General features: G+C 66.5%; 16 protein-coding genes. 11 read left to right on the top strand and 5 right to left on the bottom strand.

Features of this window, described 5'->3' with window-relative positions:
- The first annotated feature begins 255 nt into the window (after positions 1–255).
- The gene (locus C474_RS15095) at positions 256–1,566 is read left to right on the top strand and encodes a hypothetical protein (RefSeq protein WP_008388330.1); all 1,311 of its coding nucleotides are present in this window, start codon (positions 256–258) and stop codon (positions 1,564–1,566) included.
- A 91-nt stretch (positions 1,567–1,657) separates the two neighbouring features.
- Here the strand turns inward: C474_RS15095 and C474_RS15090 are convergent, their stop codons facing one another.
- Positions 1,658–2,407, bottom strand: coding sequence for a pirin family protein (locus C474_RS15090; protein WP_008388328.1), 750 nt, complete (start codon positions 2,405–2,407; stop codon positions 1,658–1,660).
- A 220-nt stretch (positions 2,408–2,627) separates the two neighbouring features.
- Between C474_RS15090 and C474_RS15085 the strand changes: the two genes are divergently transcribed.
- The 4 genes from C474_RS15085 to C474_RS15070 all read left to right on the top strand — a co-directional run bounded on the left by C474_RS15085 (position 2,628) and on the right by C474_RS15070 (position 6,123).
- Positions 2,628–3,041 carry a Rieske (2Fe-2S) protein gene (locus C474_RS15085; RefSeq protein WP_008388327.1) on the top strand — a complete coding sequence of 138 codons (414 nt, stop codon included), beginning with the start codon at positions 2,628–2,630 and terminating at the stop codon, positions 3,039–3,041.
- Positions 3,042–3,091: 50 nt separating this feature from the next.
- Positions 3,092–3,751 (top strand): TetR/AcrR family transcriptional regulator, encoded by a 660-nt coding sequence (locus tag C474_RS15080; protein WP_008388326.1) that lies wholly within the window; start codon positions 3,092–3,094, stop codon positions 3,749–3,751.
- A 334-nt stretch (positions 3,752–4,085) separates the two neighbouring features.
- The gene (locus tag C474_RS15075; RefSeq protein ID WP_008388325.1) at positions 4,086–5,033 is read left to right on the top strand and encodes a VOC family protein; all 948 of its coding nucleotides are present in this window, start codon (positions 4,086–4,088) and stop codon (positions 5,031–5,033) included.
- 88 nt (positions 5,034–5,121) lie between these two features.
- Entirely contained in the window at positions 5,122–6,123 is a 1,002-nt protein-coding gene (locus C474_RS15070) for a TatD family hydrolase (RefSeq protein WP_008388324.1), read from the top strand.
- Between the two features lie 50 nt (positions 6,124–6,173).
- Here C474_RS15070 and C474_RS15065 read toward each other — a convergent pair whose 3' ends face one another.
- The gene (locus tag C474_RS15065; protein ID WP_008388323.1) at positions 6,174–6,449 is read right to left on the bottom strand and encodes a PadR family transcriptional regulator; all 276 of its coding nucleotides are present in this window, start codon (positions 6,447–6,449) and stop codon (positions 6,174–6,176) included.
- Between the two features lie 92 nt (positions 6,450–6,541).
- On the bottom strand, positions 6,542–7,528 hold the full coding sequence (locus tag C474_RS15060) for a LolA family protein (protein WP_008388322.1): 987 nt from the start codon (positions 7,526–7,528) through the stop codon (positions 6,542–6,544).
- A gap of 127 nt (positions 7,529–7,655) precedes the next feature.
- Here C474_RS15060 and C474_RS15055 point away from each other — a divergent pair, with 127 nt between their 5' ends.
- From C474_RS15055 to C474_RS15045, 3 genes are all read left to right on the top strand, one after another.
- The gene (locus tag C474_RS15055) at positions 7,656–7,982 is read left to right on the top strand and encodes a hypothetical protein (RefSeq protein WP_008388321.1); all 327 of its coding nucleotides are present in this window, start codon (positions 7,656–7,658) and stop codon (positions 7,980–7,982) included.
- 72 nt (positions 7,983–8,054) lie between these two features.
- Positions 8,055–8,894, top strand: a complete 840-nt coding sequence (locus C474_RS15050; RefSeq protein ID WP_008388320.1) for an aldo/keto reductase — start codon at positions 8,055–8,057, stop codon at positions 8,892–8,894.
- Between the two features lie 83 nt (positions 8,895–8,977).
- The gene (locus C474_RS15045) at positions 8,978–9,979 is read left to right on the top strand and encodes a zinc-binding dehydrogenase (RefSeq protein ID WP_049917064.1); all 1,002 of its coding nucleotides are present in this window, start codon (positions 8,978–8,980) and stop codon (positions 9,977–9,979) included.
- Between the two features lie 16 nt (positions 9,980–9,995).
- Here C474_RS15045 and C474_RS15040 read toward each other — a convergent pair whose 3' ends face one another.
- Positions 9,996–13,763 (bottom strand): glycoside hydrolase family 97 catalytic domain-containing protein, encoded by a 3,768-nt coding sequence (locus C474_RS15040; RefSeq protein WP_008388317.1) that lies wholly within the window; start codon positions 13,761–13,763, stop codon positions 9,996–9,998.
- 157 nt (positions 13,764–13,920) lie between these two features.
- Between C474_RS15040 and C474_RS15035 the strand changes: the two genes are divergently transcribed.
- From C474_RS15035 to C474_RS15025, 3 genes are read left to right on the top strand one after another with little or no spacing between them, the layout of a single operon-like run.
- Positions 13,921–14,712: an HpcH/HpaI aldolase family protein gene (locus C474_RS15035; protein ID WP_008388315.1), complete on the top strand. Its 792-nt coding sequence runs from the start codon at positions 13,921–13,923 to the stop codon at positions 14,710–14,712.
- Positions 14,713–14,758: 46 nt separating this feature from the next.
- The gene (locus tag C474_RS15030) at positions 14,759–15,286 is read left to right on the top strand and encodes a hypothetical protein (protein WP_008388313.1); all 528 of its coding nucleotides are present in this window, start codon (positions 14,759–14,761) and stop codon (positions 15,284–15,286) included.
- 59 nt (positions 15,287–15,345) lie between these two features.
- Positions 15,346–15,927, top strand: coding sequence for a YIP1 family protein (locus tag C474_RS15025; protein WP_008388311.1), 582 nt, complete (start codon positions 15,346–15,348; stop codon positions 15,925–15,927).
- 14 nt (positions 15,928–15,941) lie between these two features.
- On the opposite strand, the gene C474_RS15020 is transcribed toward C474_RS15025, so the two are convergent.
- A complete protein-coding gene (locus C474_RS15020; protein WP_008388309.1) occupies positions 15,942–16,670 on the bottom strand; it encodes an SDR family NAD(P)-dependent oxidoreductase in 729 nt (242 codons plus the stop codon).
- Positions 16,671–16,759 lie beyond the last annotated feature (89 nt).

The raw sequence follows: 16,759 nt of genomic DNA, 5'->3' as shown, positions 1-16,759 counted from the left end.
CTATGCCGGTCTATATTTGTAGGATATGGATGTGTACTCGGAATTATATTCGCCAGTTTCGGAATTCAATTCTGTATATCGAATAGACAAATACTTTCTATGCACATTTCGAAATACTAATGAGGGAAAAGTGTTCGAGGTGGAAATCGAGAGTCGGACGCCGTCATCCAACGACCGTCTAAACGGCCCGAACAACTACGGGAGGGGCGAGTCTCTCGGAGACGTGAACCGCAGAACGCCGGACCCGGAGGGGACATGACGCGCCACAGCATCAGCTTCGAGCGCACCGTCGACGCCGTCGCAGACCTCGGATTGGATCCCGACGAGGGAACCGTCGTCGACGACGCGTTGGCGGCGGTCGACCCCGGAACCCGCGTCGAGTTCCCGACGGGCCGGTATCTCATCGACTCCTGCTGGATTCGGTCCGACAACGTCGGCCTCGTCGCCGCCGACGGCGCCAACCCGGTGTTCGTCCCGGCCGAACCCACCGCCGACTCGGAGGACTGGACGCTGCTGTTGAAGACCGGCGGCGACCACGTCGTCTCGGGGTTCGAGTTCGACTTCACCCAGGAGGGGTACGGCGGATCGCTTCGGGTCATGCCCCCCGACGGCGACTTCCACATCCAGGACGTCCGCGTCCGGGGCATCGCCCCCGACTCGGTGGACGGGTTGGCCGTCGCCGTCGATGACCCCGACGGCGTCGGGACGGTAGAGCGGTTCTACGCCCGCGACGGGAGCGGCTACGACTCGTCGTCGCACGGCATCTTCGTCGCCGACTCTCACACCGGCCGCCTGAACGTGGTCGACTGCGAGGTGTGGAACTGGTCGGACAACGGCCTCTACGCGTCCTCTCCCGGCTACGTCGGCTCCTACAATGGAACGGAGACGAACGACCGCGGCGACGGCGAGGTGCACGTTCTCGGCGGCGTCTACAAGAACAACAACATCGCCAACGTGCGCATCGGGACGACGGGGTCCTCGGTGAAGGAGGTCACTATCGTCAACGAACGCAACCCGTCGGGGGATACGTGGGACTCCCGCGGGTATGACATCATGCCGCGGTCGGGCAGCGAACCCGACCCCGTCGTCAACGCCCGCGGCATCTGGCTGACCAACCGGACGGGACTACTGGTCGAGGACTGCGACATCAACATGGAGGCGGGGCGCGCCTCCGGGGCCGTCGTGGTGGGGAACAGCGTCGGCGCCGCCGTCGTCAGAGACACGCGGATCCGCGTCACCTCGTCGGACGTCGGTCAGGTCATCAGCGTCGGATCGCCGGACATCCAGTGGGACGACACCCACATCACGTTCTCGAACGTCTCGGTTACGGGTTACGGCGGGTCCAGGGGCGCGGCGGTCCGCGTCCGCGGTCGCGGCGGGACGGTGTTCGACGCCTGCTGTCTGAAGTTGGACGCCGACGGACAGCACGGCGTCGTGTTCGAAGACGGCGCCGGGCGGTTCGAGGACACGAGGATCAGTTGTTCGGGCGAACCCGTCGTCGGCGCCGACGCGACGAACGTGACGGCGGCCGACTCCTGTCCCCTACCCGACACCGGCGGTCGCTGAGACCCGACCGCTGTTCACGTCGTGAATCGTTGTTCATCGGTAGAGAGGTGTTCGAGCGGGTCGAGGTCGAGTGAGCGCGAGGGCCGGCCGGTCAGAGCACGAACGGGCCGCGCTGTCGGATCGGTTCACCGTGCGGTCGGCCGGAGACGACGACGACGCGGAGGGCCTCCTCGCTCCGGAGTTCGACCGGTCGCGTCTCGGTCATCGGGAACACGTCGCCCTCGCCGAACGCCTCGCCGTCGACCGTTCCCGTCCCGGAGATGCCGTAGACGAACCCCGTCCGGCCGTCGGGTCCGTCCCACGTCCACGCGTCGTCGACGCGGACGTCGAGGTACTCCATCGGCGTCTCGAGGGACAGCGGCGACCCCTCGCCGACGACCGTCGTGACCGTCGCCCCGTCCCGGTCGGCCGTCGGGAGTTCGTCGGCCGCGGCGTCCGCGTACGTCGCGTCCGCATCCTTCTTCTCGCGCGGGAGGTTCACCCAGAGTTGGAGACCGCTGCACCCCGCGTCGTCGGCCGGGAGTTCGGCGTGTTCGATGCCCGACCCGGCGACGATGTGCATCGCGCTTCCCTCCCGGGCGGTGTGGGAGACGCCGAGGGAATCCTCGTGCGCCATGCCGCCGTCGAGCATGTAGGAGACGATTTCGAACCCGCGATGCGGATGCATGGGAAACCCCGTCTCGGGGTCGACGTAGAACCGCTCGAACAGGACGAACGGGTCGAGGTTCGAGGGGTAGTTGTCGGTCGGGAATGCGCGGTTCGAGTTCACGCCCGTTCCGTGTCGGACCGTCTGTCCGGCGACGCGTCCCGCGGCCCCGTCATCGGCCTCGCGTCGGTTCATGTTCGAGCGAATGTCGCCGTCGGTGATAACGGTCCCGCAAGCGGAAGCGCGGTACTGGCAGATGCCGTATCAGTGGAGCAATGAGAGGCGTATTATCGCCAGATGGCCGTCTCCGACCGCGTTTCTCAGCTCCAGAGTGCTACGCAGAAATCCGGTTCGGCGAACCTTCGACGGTCGCGCGGCGACGACTACTTGCCCGTCTGTCGAGTACGTGGCGTCGATGGACGGAACGCGAATCGCGGGCGTCGACGACGTCCCCGAAGTCGGATCGTACCTGTTCACCGCGGAGGACGCCTTCACCAACGAATGGGAGGTCATCCTCGTGCGGTGCGAGGAGGACCCGGGCGTCGAGGCGTGGGTGAACAACTGCACGCACGAGGACCAACGGCTGGACCGGGGGTCCGGGGCCGCCATGCGGGACGGGCAGATAATCTGCCCGCGGCACGGGTCGATGTTCGACGCCTGCTCGGGCGCGTGCGACAACGGGGAAGCCGCCGGGACGACGCTCCCCGACGTCGATATCGCGGTCGAAGGCGGGAGCGTCTACCTCGTCGACGACAACTATACCTACCTGCACGAGGGCGGCATCGGCGGGGGCGACGGACCCAGTTCATCCTCTCACATCGGATTCTGAGCGGCGAGCGAGTCCGCGAGTATAAGACCTCCGCCGTCGAACGTGGACGCATGGACTCGTCGGTCGGAACCGGTTCTTCTGCGGAGACGAGAGAGGCCATCATGGAGGCGACGTTTCGAGCGCTCAGCAAGCACGGATACAACGACCTCCGGATGCGGGACATCGGCGAGGAGTTTGAGATGAGTCGAACGCTCATCCACTACCACTACGACGGAAAGCACGACCTCATCTCGGCGTTTCTGGAGTACGTGATCGAACAGTACGAGGGGAGCGTGAGCGTCGACGAGGACGCCGACCCGCTGACGGAACTGAACGCGCGAATCGACCAGTGCCTGTTCGGCCCCGAGTTCGACAGCGACTTCGGACACTGGGAGCGGATGAAGGTGTACCACGAACTATTCTCGCAGGCGCAGCACAACGAACGGCACCGCGAGGTGTTCAACGACCACTACGCCGCCATCCGCGACAGCATCACGCGGGTGATCGAACGCGGCATCGAGGAGAACGCCTTCCGACCGGTCGACGCCGAGGAGACGGCGCAGTTCATCACCGACAGCATCCACGCCGCCCGCGCGCGGCGAATCTCGCTCGGTCACGAGGACGCCCCCAAGCAGGCGCGACGGAGCGTCCACCAGTTCGTTCTCGCGTCGCTGCTCGAACCGGAGTTCGTCGTCTCCTCGCGACGGAAGACCGGCGAGTCGAACGAATAGGCGCGGAAAACGCCCGTTTCTCGCGTCGGTGACGCCTTCGTTCTCCTGCCGAATCTCTCCGGACCCGTCGGTTGACCGGACGGTAAATCGGCTCGATTTACGGACCCCTTCACGCCGGCCGGACGATCGGACGAACGAACGGACCCCGTTCGACGCCTCCATCTGCGGTGCGCGTGCGCTCCTCCGTCGGACACTGACGATGCGCCTCGCGCGCAGTGTGCGCCAATCAGAGCGTGCCGACAACACCGCGCCTCATTCCACAGGGAAAACCGTCAACAATCTCCGGTAGCAGTAGCGACTTGATAGTTTACCGCTTGGTCAAAAACGAACTATCATGGGAGAGATTGACGGTATCCATCACGTGACGGCGTTCGCGAGCGACGCACAGGAGAATCTGGACTTCTTCAGGGAGGTACTCGGGCTACGGTTCGTCAAACGGACCGTCCGCTTCGACATTCCGGAGAAGATATACCACCTCTACTACGGGGACGAGGAGGGCTCTGCGGGGTCGATTGTCACGTTCTTCCCCATCGAGGACATGGAGGAGGGCTCCATCGGCAAGGGCGGACTCAGCGGGTGCGGGCTGGTCATCCCCGAGGAGTCGGTCGACTACTGGACGGACCGGTTCGAGGACCACGGCATCGAACACGCCGTCACCGAGCGGTTCGACGAGACGGCCATCGAGTTCACCGACCGGGACGGCACTCCCTTCGAGCTCGTCACCGGCGAGTCGGACATCGAACCCTGGGACGGGAGCGACGTCCCGACCGAACACGCGATTCGCGGCCTGCACAGCGTGACGGTCCACTCGAACGACCCCGCCGGCACGTTCCGCGCGTTGGAGACGATGGACTGGACGCGCGTCGGACGGCAGGACTACCCGCAGGCGGGCGACCGAGTTCGATACCAGGCGCCCGGCGAGGGGAGGAGCGCGGAGTTCGTCGACGTGCTCATCCGGCCGAACGCCCCGCAGGGCGTCATGGGGACCGGCACGTTCCTCCACGTCGCCTTCGACGCCGGCGAGAAGTGGGAGCAAAAGGAGTGGAGCAACCGATTCCGCGAGGAGGGGCTGATAACGACCTCTCGGAAGGACCGCGATTACTTCTGGTCGATGTACTTCACCGAACCCGGCGGAGCGGTGTTCGAGTTCGCGACCACCGGGCCGGGCGTGACGCTCGACGAGGACGTCGACGAACTGGGGCAGAACCTCCGGGTTCCCGATTGGCTCGACGTCGACATCGACTACATCGACGAGCAACTCCCCGACATCACGCTCGACTGACGGGGCCGTCCCCCGTCGACCCCTTCGCAGCGCCCCCGACTGCCACCGATTCCGACGCGAGTCCCGACACCCCGATACGAGACAGACGATGGACACCCACTACCCGACGAAGCGACCGACCGACGCAGAGTTCCTGACCGGGGAGGCCCCCGAACCGTTCCCGCCGGAGTTGACGAACGTCCCGTGGATAGATATCCACAACCACGCGCACACGCTCTCGTGGAACGAGCGGGAGCAGTTCGCGCTGAGCGGCTGTCAGGGGATGGTGATGATGGCGGCGGCGTACTACTGGACCCCCTACAAGCCGGTGGCGCCCGAGGACGTGCGGTATCTGTGGGACGACGCGCTCAATCGCCTCCCGCAGATACGGCGCTCGCACGTGTTCGACGCGAAACTCGGCGTCGGCATCCACACCGGGGCGCGCGTCGAGAACTACGAGGAACTGCTGGACGTGCTGCCCGACTACTGCGCGCTGGACGAAGTCGCCGCAGTCGGCGAAATCGGTATCACCGCCTCCCAGCACGTCTCGGCGTGGCCGCTCGAAGACCAAAAGGAGGTCATGCGCCGGCAGATGGAGGTGGCCGCGGACCACGGTTTGCCCGCCGTCGTCCACACGCCGCCGGACCTCGAAAACGTGGACATTCCGTACCGGAAGCGGGGGACCATCCCGGGCTACGAACTCGACATGAGCCTCCAGCAGGACCCGGTCCTCGAAGCGGAGGACGTCAAGCGGGCGGCGACGGAACTCGACGTCGAACTGGCCGAGGAGGCCGGCCTCGACGACGACAAACTGGTGTTATCGCACGCCGACCGGGGAATCGCGCCCTACGTGCTGGAGAACACCGACTGCTATCTGAGTTTCACCGTGAGCTATCCGTGGCTGCTCGGGGTGACGCCCCGCGACGTCGCCGAAGTCGTCCACGAGTACGGACCGGAGCGCATCCTCGTAGAGACGGACAGCGCCGGCATCCTCCGCAGCGACGTCTTCTCGTTCAAGCGGACGATATTCGAGCTGTATCGGATGGGACTTGATGTCGACACCATCCGGCAGGTCGTCTACGAGAACCCCCGGCAGGTGCTGGGAGCGTAACGGCCTCGTCGAGACCGGAAGCGCGTCGGAGGGACCGCGGCGGGCGGACGCTACTCGCTCAGGTACCGCCCCTCCCACTCCTGTCGAGCGTCGAGTTCGCGCCGCCCGCGCCGCGTGGTGGTGTAGGAGTTCGTCCGCCGGTCGACCGTCCCCTTCTCGACTAACCCTTTCTCGACCAACGTGTCGAGGTTCGGATAGAGTCGGCCGTGGTGGATCTTCTTCTCGTAGTACGATTCGAGTTCGTCTTTGATGGCGAGTCCGTGCGGTTCGTCGAGGCCGGCGACGACGACGAGCAGGTCGCGCTGAAAGCCAGTGAGATCGTGCACGTTCGAAGTATATACGGTTATCTAACATAACTCTATCCAAGAAAGTTTTGTATAGCAGACATTATTGTCGGAGAGTTTTCTCCTCGGCTCGTTCACGCCCGCTCGTCGGTCACGTTCTCGACGTCCGCACCCGCGGGAATCTTCGGGCCGAAGGCGTCGTCGGGGACGTCGACGCTCACGTTCGTGTACGTGGTCGTTATGGTCTTGTCGCCGAAATACACGGTGTTCGGGCCGTCGTCGGAGTCGTTGAACGGACTGTTCTCCTCCGGGTTCCGGACGTCGCTCACCGAGACGTTCGGCATCGAGTCGAGGTGCGGTTTCTGCGCCGTCTGTCGCAGCACCAACCCGGTGTCGATGTCGACCCAGAGCGTCTGGGCGTCGTAGTACGCGCGGTTGCCGCCGTTGGGGTTGCCGTCGAGGTGAATCACGTACGCCTCCTCTCCGCCGACCGTCTCGGTGCCCTCGTAGGAGACGGCGTTCTCCGCTCTGATGACCGATGCCGGCGCCTCGTAGAGGTTGTATTCGTCGCCGTCGGAGCGGAGGTGCGGGTGGAGGTTGACGGGTTCGTCGGCGTCGGCGGCACCGCCGTTCCGGTCGATCAGGTACTCGTCCTGCGCGGGGTCGTAGGTGACGCTCGCCGTCCGATTTCGGACGTACGCCCGTCGCTCCCCAGACGGGTCGTCCCGCCGCGGCGTCTCGACGCGCGCGAGGACGCCCTCGTCGGTGTACTTCACCCAGACGTACCACGTCCGTTCGCGGGTGAGTTCGCTCCCGTTCGACAGTTGCGTCACCGTCCGTTCGGTCACCGTCGCCCGATAGCTCTCGATGTCGGCCTGGGTCCGCCGTATCTCTTCGAGCACTTCCTCGGTCCGGTCGTTCGGCGTCGGAATCTCCCCCATCGTCGGGGTTCCGTCGGACGGTCCACCCGTCGTCCGCGTCGACGATGGGGTCGGCGCGCCCGTCTCCGCGTCGGTGCTCGCGGTGGCACCCTGTCCCGGCGTCCCGCCGCCGCCGAGGCAACCGCCGAGGACGACTAAGAGAACCAATCCGAGAACGCCAGCGCCCCGTTGGAGGGACATATCTTCGTCTCCCTCGTGTTAGTGTAATATATTGTCCTATTTCGGAGACAGGAACGGGCGGTCGAAACCCGGCGGGTCGTATCTGCCGTAGCTTCTTTTCCGGCGGCGGACGGAGGGGAGGGTGACTATGGCATCCGACGATAGCGAGAACGGCGCCGACCCGAACACGGCCGAATCGGACGTCGAGCACACGGACGACCCGTGGACGGCCCAGAGCGTCGTCGAGGGCCGCGGCGGCTACCCGGGCCACGCGGCGCAGTCCGAATCGGAGGGCGCAGGACTCCTGCGAATCGGCTTCCGCGACGACGACGAGGAGATGAAGGACATCTCGTGGGAGGAGTTCCGGGAGGAGTTCGAAGAGCGGGAACTCGCGCTGGTGTACTCGACGGATGGGACGCCCATCGACGGCGAGAAGACCGTCACGCTCCAAGAACGCGACGACGTCGACGCCTGAACGGCGAGGGTAACCCCCCGCGGGTCGCTGTGAACCGAACTGCTTTGGGGCGACACCGAGAACGACGGGTCGATGACACCACCGACGACGACGCTCCCGAGCGGTGACGAACTGCCGATGGTCGGCATCGGCACGTGGGACATCGACGGCGACACCGTGCGCGACTCCGTCCGGGCGGGACTGGACGCCGGGTACGGTCACGTCGACACCGCCGAGGGGTACCGTAACGAATCGGAGATCGGCGACGCCCTCGCCGACTACGACCGCGAGGACGTATTTCTCACCTCGAAGGTACTGGCGAAGAACCTCGACTACGAGTCGGTGCTGGACTCCTGCCGGCAGTCGCTCGAACGGTTGGGTACCGACTACCTCGACCTCTACTTGATCCACTGGCCCAACCCGGCTATCTCGCTCCGCGAGACGCTGAACGCGATGGCGACGCTCCACGAGGAGGGGAAGGTGAAGAACGTCGGCGTCTCGAACTTCAGCGCCTACCAACTCAGTTGCGCCCAGCACGTCTCCGATGTGCCCATCGCGGTCAACCAGATAGAGTACCACCCGTGGAACACGCAGGACGACGTGGTGGAACACTGTCGCGAGACGGACACCGTCGTCGAGGCCGCCGCCCCCCTCGGACGGACGGAGGTGTTCGAAGACGAGACGGTCCAGGAGATAGCCGAGGACTACGAGAAGTCACCCCCGCAGATAATCCTGAAGTGGGCCGTCGAGAACGACGTGGTCGTCCTGCCGAAGTCCTCCTCGCCCGACCACGTCCGGTCGAATCTGGACCTGTTCGAGTGGTCGCTGGACGAGGAGGATAAAGAGCGCATCGGCGCCATCGAACGCGAGAAGGTCGTCTACGACTTCCCCGCGCGCGATTGGTCCGGCGACACCTACGGAATCTCCGAGTAACGGGCGTCGGCCGTCGTTTCCCTTTTCGTCACGGCTTCCGGGGCCGCCGCATATTCCCGTCCGGCGACCGAACCGAACAGTCCATGCCTGCGGAGATGACTGCGTACGTTATCGAGGAGTACGGCGACCCGGACGTGTTCCAGCGAACCACCGTCGAGGTTCCCGAACCCGGCCCCGAGGAGATTCGCGTCGACGTGGCCGCCTCCAGCGTCAACCCCGTCGACTACAAGATCCGACAGGGTGCCATCCCCGATTTCACCCCGGAGTTCCCGGCGACCCTGCACTGCGACGTGTCGGGCGTCGTCGACGCCGTCGGCGAGGACGTCGACCGGTTCGAGGAGGGCGACGAGGTGTACGGGATGCCCGGCGGCGCGGGTCGGCAGGGGTCGCTCGCGGACTACACCGTCGGCCACGCCGAGACGTTCGCCGACGCACCCGAGTCGATTCCGCTCGAAGAGGCCGCCGCCCTCCCCGTCGTGTCCCTCACGGCGTTCGAGATGCTCACGGACAAGACGGACGTCGGCGAGGGGGAGAGCCTGCTCCTCTACGGCGCCAGCGGCGGCGTCGGCCACATCGGCGTCCAACTCGCGGACCACCTCGGCGCCACCGTGACCGCGACGGCCTCCTCCGAGGAGAAACGCGAGTTCGCCGAGGAACTCGGCGCGGACGCCACCGTCGACTACACCAACACGGACGTGGAAGCGTACGTCGAGGAGTACGCCGACGGAGAGGGGTTCGACACCGTGTTCGACCCCGTCGGCGACGACCACCTCCAGACCGCCTTCGAGGCGGTTCGGCCGTTCGGCACCGTCCTCTCCACGGAGTCGAGTTCGACGCAGGACCTCTCGGCGATGCACCAGAAGTCCCTGGAACTCGGCGTCGTCCTCGTCATCCTCCCCGTCCTGCTCGGAAAGCATCAAGAGCGCGTCGGCGAGGAGTTAGAACAGATCGCTTCGCTCGTGGACGAAGGAGCGATACGGCCCGTCACCTCCGTGCGCTTCGCGTTCAGCGACGTCATCGACGCGCACGTGACGGCCGAGGAGGACGACCTCCGCGGCAAGGTGCTGCTCGTCAACGACGCGTAACGCCGTCCGCTCGCGCTCAGTCGCTTCCGCCGAGCGAGACGAACGGCAGCGTCGCCGACTCCTCGACCGAGTACGATAGCGCCGTCGACTGGTCGACTCCCTCGCCGGTCACGAGGTCCATCACGAGCGGTGCCTGCTCGACGGCGCCGGCCTTCGCGCCGCCGAAGACGTACGCCTCCGTCGTCTCCGCGACCGGCCGGAGCGATCCCCTATCCTCCGATTGAACCATCGGAACGACCGCCAACTCGGCCGCGTCGACGTCGCCGAAGGCGTCCTCGTCAAGGGTGAGCGTCACCGTCCCCTCCTCTGCGTCGACGCTCTCGGCCAGCGTCACGGCGCCCCCGTCATCGGTCGTCAGGGGCGACCCGGAGGCGTCGACGACGCTCTTCGTGAAGCCGCTCACCTCCAGTCGGTAGTGCCACGGCGCCTCGAACGCGACGTTCGCCCCGAGGTCGTCGAGGCTGTCGGTTCGCCCGCCGTCGGCGCTCGGGTCGCGGACCCACAGCACGAACATGTGCGGGGAGAACCCGCGCGAACTCCCGAAGGCGTCGTACAGGTTCGCCACCTCGAACTCGAACTCGTAGACGTCCGACGTCTGCGAGACGGCGAACGACCGGAGGTCGAACGCCCCCTCCTCGAACGCCTCGTTGGTGGGGTAAGTGTAGACCCCGGGGCCGGCGTCGTCGCCGGCGGGGTCATCGAAGGCGGCCACCTCGACGGGCGGTTTCACCGTCACCGTCCGACGCGCGAGCACGTCCCCGTCGAGGGTCCGGACCGCCACGTCGTACGTGCCCGGGTTGTCGACGGTGAACGAGAACGTGTACGACTGTTCCGAGGAGTTCGGCGGGAAGCGGACGTTCGCGGTGGAGGCCACCTCGCCGTCGACGACCACCTCCGCCGTCGTCCCGCCGACGTAGTCGCCCGAGTTCGAACCGGTGGCGGTGACGAACGTCGACTTGACGAACGTCTCCGAGGCGATGGCGACGTTCACGTCCTGCTCGGGTCGCTCGTACCTCGGCAGGTCGTCGGCCTCGCTGCCCTCCGGCGGCCGCAGGCGAATCGCCGTCCCGCCCGACTCGACCATCGACGCGAGCACTGTCGCGCTCGGGTCCACGAGGAACTCGTCGACGCGGACGGCCGCGAGGTTCGACTCGTAGGCGGCGTCCGCGGCGTCGGAGTACATCTCCGCGACGTACATCGGGCCGCGCGGCGTGTCGTTCGATTTTCCGTTCTCGTCGCTTTTGCCCGGCGCGTCTTCGCTCTTCCCCGAGGAATCACCGCTCTTTCCGGGCGCGTCCCCGCCCTTACCCGGTGAGTCACCGCTCTCGCCGGGCGCGAGGAACTCCAGCGGCACGTCCAGCGCACGTCCGTCGGCGCCGGTCATCGCGCCGACGTACCACTCCTCGCCCTTTCGCCGGGCGGTGAGCGTGTACTCGCCGATTTCGGCGTCGAGGACGTTCGTGTCGTCCCACCCGGCGGCGGGCACGTCCTCGACGAACTCGAACTCGGACACCGTCGGACCGAGCGTCGGGTCCTCCTCGGGCGTCGGCGTCGGCGCCCCCGTCTCGGTGACGGCGACGGCGTCGAGGTTGAATCCGCCCGTGTCGTCCTCGGCGAGCGTCACGGAGAGGTCGTTCTCCCCCTCGGCGAACGGGAGCGTCGCCGTCGTCGTCGCCCACTCGTCCCAGTACCCCGTGGGCGGGAGCGTCACTCGGGTCGAAGAGTCGCCGACGGCGACGGTGGCCGTTCGCGGCGTATCGGCGGCGACGGCGTTCTCCTCGGCGTCGCTGGCGTACCGGAGGTGCACGTCGTACTCGCCCGCCGCGGGCACGTCCTCGACGGTCCACGACAGACTCGCCCCCGAGTCGACCGTGTTCGGGTCGAACGGGACGTAGCGGCCGCCCTGCGCGTTCGCCCATCGCGCGGCGCGCGAGAGGCCGTCGCGTTCGCCGAACTCCGCCTGCGCCACGTCGCCGACATCGAGCCTCGAATTCTGCTCGGCCAGATAGGAACTCGGCAGGTCCGCGACCATCTGCAGGCCGCTGAAGTACGTCGGGTACATCGCCAGTTGCTTCGCGCGCGTCGTCTCGATGCCGCCGGACCCCGAGTTCATGTCGAAGATGCCGGGCGTGTACTCGACGGGGCCGCCGAGCATCCGCGTGAACGGGAACGTGACGTGGTGGTCGGGGCTGACGTAGCCGAACGAGTCGTACTCCTGTCCGAGCACCCCCTCGCGGGTCATCACGTTCGGGTACGTTCGTCGCTCTCCGGTCGGTTTGATGGGTTCGTGCACCTCCAGCATCTGTCGGTGCTCGGCCGCCTCGCGGTAGACGAGGTGGTGGTGATTCACCAACGGCTGGCAGTGGTGATTGTACGTCTCCCCGTCGATGGTGACGCCGGAGTCAGCGACGTAGCCGGTCTTTATCGACCGAATTCCCCTCTTCTCGTAGTCGGCGAACGGATTCGGGGAGTTGTCCAACTGCGACTCGTAGTTGGAGACGTTCCCGGCCGTCTCGTTGTGCGCGGTCATCTCAACCGGCGGGTCGAGGTTCAGGCCGTACTCCGTCACCCCCTCCCAGTCGAAGTCGGGGTACGGGTCGTCGAAGTCCATCGTGTCCCCTTCACCGGGATAGCTGTCCCACCCCTCGTTCCACCCCTCGACGAGGACGCTCCGAATCCCGTGCTCGCTGGCGAAATCCATGTACCGCTTCATCCGGCCGGTCTGCGCGCCGTGATTGCCCGTCTCCGGACCCAGGTACTCCCAGTCCGCGCGGCCCGTTATCATCAGCCACCAGATGCCGACGAACTTCCCCGGTTCTATCCAGTCGGTCCCCTCCGGGAACGACTCGGGGTCGAACGGTTCGTTCAGGTTGAGAACGAGGTTCGATTCCACGAGTTCGCCCGGCCGCGTGGCGAGTTGCACCGTCCGCCAGGGCGTCCGGTGCGGCGCGGACGCGGTCACCTTCGTCCCGTCGGGAAGCGGAGCGAGGACGGACTCGAACGTCGTCCCGCCGCCGTCTTCGGTCGGTTCGACGGCCATCGCCGCGTAGTCGACGAGGTTCGCCTCGTGAACGCTGAGATAGAGGTCCTCGGCCGCCTTCATCGTCAGGGGCGTGTGCGCCCCGCCGAACGAACTCAGTTCGCCGATGTCGCTCAGCGGCGTCTCCTCGTAGGCGTACTCGTAGCTGTTGAAGTCGTTCTCTACCCACCAGGAGTTGTAGTCGTCCGCGAAGGCGAACGCCGTGTTCTCGGAGGCGACGACGAAGTCGCCGAACCCGCTCTCGGCGGGGAACACGTACCGGAGACCCACCCCGTCGTCGAACGCGCGCAGTTCGAGCGTCAGCGACCGGTTCGGTTCCGCCGTCTCCCGGAGGCCGACCCGGAGTTCCTCGTATCGCTCCGGTATCTCGTCGTACTGGTCCCACACCGGCGTCCATCGCTCGTCGACGCTGGAGCGTTCCGTCCCGGTCACCTCGATACCGTCCCCGAACGGCGCCTGATTCTCGAACTCGAATCCGAGCGACGACTCTTCGATGACCGTCGTCCCCTCGCGCGACACCGAGTAACTCGGCGCGCCGTCCGTCACGTCCACCGACACCTCGACGGCCCCGTCGGGCGACGTCAGCGTCTGACCGGGTTCGTCGGCCCCGGCTGTCACCTGCGCCGCGGCCGACTCGGAGACGCCCACCGAGAACGCGGAGGCCGCCGCCAGCGACGTGATGCCGCCGACGAACTCGCGTCTGCGCAGCTCCGATGACGAGCGATTATTTAATTCATCAAACATCGTGGAGTCTCTCGAGGACGATGGTGAAAAACCTGGCGGCAGTTTGACCATTCTGACCGGCAGAAAACGACCCGAAACCGGGAGACGTCTCTCGAATCGCGGACAGTCACTCCGTCCGGCAACTACCCTTAAGCTAGCGAGGCGTCAACCGAGAGGCATGAGTGGCGAACAACCGACCAACGGACTGCGAGAACGCTTCGAAAACGGGACCGTCGCGCTCGGCGTCCTCGACAACGCGTACAGCCCGACCCTGGTGGAGTTCTACGGCGAACTCGGGGCGGACTTCGTCTGGATCGACTTCGAGCACGGCGGGCCGTCGCCCGACCACGGCCCGGCGGTCGAAGACCTGCTCCGGGCGGCCGAACGGACCGACACCGAACTGCTCGTCCGCCTGTCGGACTCCGAACCCACCTCGGTTCGGAAGGCCCTCGACCTCGGCGTCCGCAACGTGTTCGTCCCGCGCGTCGAGGAGGCCGAGACGGTGCGCGCGGCGGTGCGGTCCTCCCGGTACGAGTACGACGGCGAACCGGGCCACCGCGGACTGGCCGCGCCCCGCGCCCGTCGGTGGGGACTCGCGGACGACTACGTCGACACCGAGGACCGCGAGACGCTGGTGGGGGCGACCATCGAGACGAAATCCGCCGTCGAGAATATCGAGGAAATCCTGGACGTGCCGGAGTTGGGCTTCGTGTTCGTCGGCCCCCTCGACCTCTCCGTCTCGTACGGTCACCCCGGCGAAGTCGACCACTCCGACGTGGAGGAGGCCGTCGAGACGGTCCGCTCGGCCGCCGTCGACGCCGGCGTCCCCCTCGGCGGACTCGGGTTCGGGATGGACGACGTGAACCAGAAGGCCGAGGACGGTTACCAACTGCTCCACCTCGGGAGCACGACCGGCGCGCTCGAAGAGATGGTCTCCGGATGGCTGGACGACTTCGAGGGGGAACGATAGCCGTCGTCAGCGAGGGATAAGTAGCTGCGCGTTCTGGGGTCGGACGATGAACGGAATCGTCGCCCCGGCGCTCGGTCCGGTGGCCACGCGGGTCGCACAGGTCGGTACGGACGTGAACGTCGATATCGGCCCCGCGTTCGGCGTCGTCGGGGGAGCGGTCGGCGCGTTCCTGACGACGCTTATCGTCGGTGCCATCCTCGTCGCCGCCGCCCCCGGGTACGTCGAGCGGACGATGGCGACGGTGCTGGAGGAACCCGTCGAGTCGTTCCTCTACGGACTGCTCTGTCTCGTCGCGGTGGTAATCGTCACGATACTGCTGGTTATCACCCTCGTCGGCATCCTCCTCGCCATCCCCCTCGGTCTGGTCGCCTACGTCGTCTGGGCCGTCGGCGCGGCCATCGCCTTCCTGGCCATCGCGGCCCGACTCGTCGGCCGCGAGGACGGTTGGACCAAGCCGCTCTTGGTCGCGGCCGGTCTCAACGGTGCGCTGGCGCTGACCGGCGTCGGCGGCATCGTCTCGTTCGGCATCGGCGCGGCCGGGTTCGGCGCGGTCCTGCGGAACTGGCTCGCCTGACTCGCCTGTCCCGCAGATCGTGTAAGTTCAGAAACATTATCCGGCCGTCGCGTCGGACGATGCCCTCCACCCCGCTGTTCGACCCGGAACGATTCTTCGTCGAACGGACGCCGTCGTTCCTCGGCGCCGCCGGTATCGTGTACGCTATCGGCGTCGTCTCCGTCGCGAGCGGCGTCCCGCTGTTCGAGCAGGCCGTCGGGAGCGAGCTTTCCCCGGTGTCGATAGTCGCCGCCGTCCTCCTCGGCGGCGCGGTGGGCGCAGTCGGGATATGGGCGGTGTTCACGGCGGTCGTCTACGTTCTGAGCGGCCTGCTCGGCGGATCCGGGTCGCTCGCCCGAACGGCGGCGAACGTCGGATGGGGGCAGCTCCCCGGCTTACTCGCGAGCGCGTGCACGACGGGAGGGGTGTGGCTTCTCTACCTGACCGGCGGTCTACCGACCCTCACCCCGACGCACGCGCAGTTGCCGCTCTGGCTCGTGCTCTTTCAAGTGACGACGAACGCCGTCGGCTACCTCTGGATCGGCTACCTGTTCGCGTACGGAATCCGCGAAGCGCGGAATCTCCCGCTACGCCGCGCCGCCGCCGTCGCGGGCATCGTTTCCGTCGGTGCCGTCGCGTTCTCGCTGGGGTCGCTGCTATGAGGGGGCGAGACGCGTCAGTGGGCCGTCCACCCGCCGTCGACGGGGATGTTCGCGCCCGTGATGTAGGACGCCTCCTCGGAGGCGAGAAAGGCCGCGATTCCCGAAATCTCCTCGGGTTGGGCCACCCGGCCGAGGGGCGTCTCGCCGCGGACGAACTCGTAGAACTGGTCCTGTTCGAGATAGTCGTCGGTCATCGGCGTCTCGACGAACCCCGGGCAGATGCAGTTGGCGCGGACGTTCGCCGACGCGTAGTCGACGGCTATCTCGCGCGTGAGGTTCACCACGCCGCCCTTCGCCGCCGAGTAGGCGGGCGCACCGGGGCCCGCGACGAGACCGTAGATGGAGGCGACGTTGACGATGGATCCCTCCGTCTCCTTGAGGTGGGGCAGCGCCGCCCGAGAACCGTACATCACGCCGTCGAGGTTGACTCGGAGCACCCGCTGCCAGTCCTCGATGGACATCTCCTCGAGAGAGGCGGCGTGGCCGATACCGGCGTTGTTGACGATGGTGTCGAGGCGGCCGAACTCCTCGACGGTGGCCTCGATTAACGTCTCCACTTGGTCGTACTCGGAGACGTCGCACTGCACGTACTCACAGCCGAGTTCCTCCGCCGTCTCCCGGCCCGATTCCTCCGTGCGATTCGAGACGACGACGTCGGCGCCGTGCTCCAGATACTTCTCCGCGATGGCCTTCCCGATACCGGTCGAACCGCCGGTGACGATAGCTACGGTGTCGTCGAGCATAGTGGTCGGAACATCGTCGGGTCACACGAAAAATGTAGGGTCCGGTTCCGACTCCGGTCGTGGAAGAGGACCGTGACGCTGAAACCGTC

This window comes from Halogeometricum pallidum JCM 14848, from assembly GCF_000337095.1.
Lineage (GTDB): Archaea > Halobacteriota > Halobacteria > Halobacteriales > Haloferacaceae > Halogeometricum > Halogeometricum pallidum.
This window is presented reverse-complemented; position numbering and strand designations above follow the sequence as displayed.

What these genes read in the sequence shown, in the direction of transcription:
- C474_RS15095 (WP_008388330.1), top strand. Translation starts at nt 256, where the DNA reads ATGACGCGCCACAGCATCAGCTTCGAGCGCACCGTCGACGCCGTCGCA.
- C474_RS15090 (WP_008388328.1), bottom strand. Translation starts at nt 2,407, where the DNA reads ATGAACCGACGCGAGGCCGATGACGGGGCCGCGGGACGCGTCGCCGGA.
- C474_RS15085 (WP_008388327.1), top strand. Translation starts at nt 2,628, where the DNA reads ATGGACGGAACGCGAATCGCGGGCGTCGACGACGTCCCCGAAGTCGGA.
- C474_RS15080 (WP_008388326.1), top strand. Translation starts at nt 3,092, where the DNA reads ATGGACTCGTCGGTCGGAACCGGTTCTTCTGCGGAGACGAGAGAGGCC.
- C474_RS15075 (WP_008388325.1), top strand. Translation starts at nt 4,086, where the DNA reads ATGGGAGAGATTGACGGTATCCATCACGTGACGGCGTTCGCGAGCGAC.
- C474_RS15070 (WP_008388324.1), top strand. Translation starts at nt 5,122, where the DNA reads ATGGACACCCACTACCCGACGAAGCGACCGACCGACGCAGAGTTCCTG.
- C474_RS15060 (WP_008388322.1), bottom strand. Translation starts at nt 7,528, where the DNA reads ATGTCCCTCCAACGGGGCGCTGGCGTTCTCGGATTGGTTCTCTTAGTC.
- C474_RS15055 (WP_008388321.1), top strand. Translation starts at nt 7,656, where the DNA reads ATGGCATCCGACGATAGCGAGAACGGCGCCGACCCGAACACGGCCGAA.
- C474_RS15050 (WP_008388320.1), top strand. Translation starts at nt 8,055, where the DNA reads ATGACACCACCGACGACGACGCTCCCGAGCGGTGACGAACTGCCGATG.
- C474_RS15045 (WP_049917064.1), top strand. Translation starts at nt 8,978, where the DNA reads ATGCCTGCGGAGATGACTGCGTACGTTATCGAGGAGTACGGCGACCCG.
- C474_RS15040 (WP_008388317.1), bottom strand. Translation starts at nt 13,763, where the DNA reads ATGTTTGATGAATTAAATAATCGCTCGTCATCGGAGCTGCGCAGACGC.
- C474_RS15035 (WP_008388315.1), top strand. Translation starts at nt 13,921, where the DNA reads ATGAGTGGCGAACAACCGACCAACGGACTGCGAGAACGCTTCGAAAAC.
- C474_RS15030 (WP_008388313.1), top strand. Translation starts at nt 14,759, where the DNA reads ATGAACGGAATCGTCGCCCCGGCGCTCGGTCCGGTGGCCACGCGGGTC.
- C474_RS15025 (WP_008388311.1), top strand. Translation starts at nt 15,346, where the DNA reads ATGCCCTCCACCCCGCTGTTCGACCCGGAACGATTCTTCGTCGAACGG.
- C474_RS15020 (WP_008388309.1), bottom strand. Translation starts at nt 16,670, where the DNA reads ATGCTCGACGACACCGTAGCTATCGTCACCGGCGGTTCGACCGGTATC.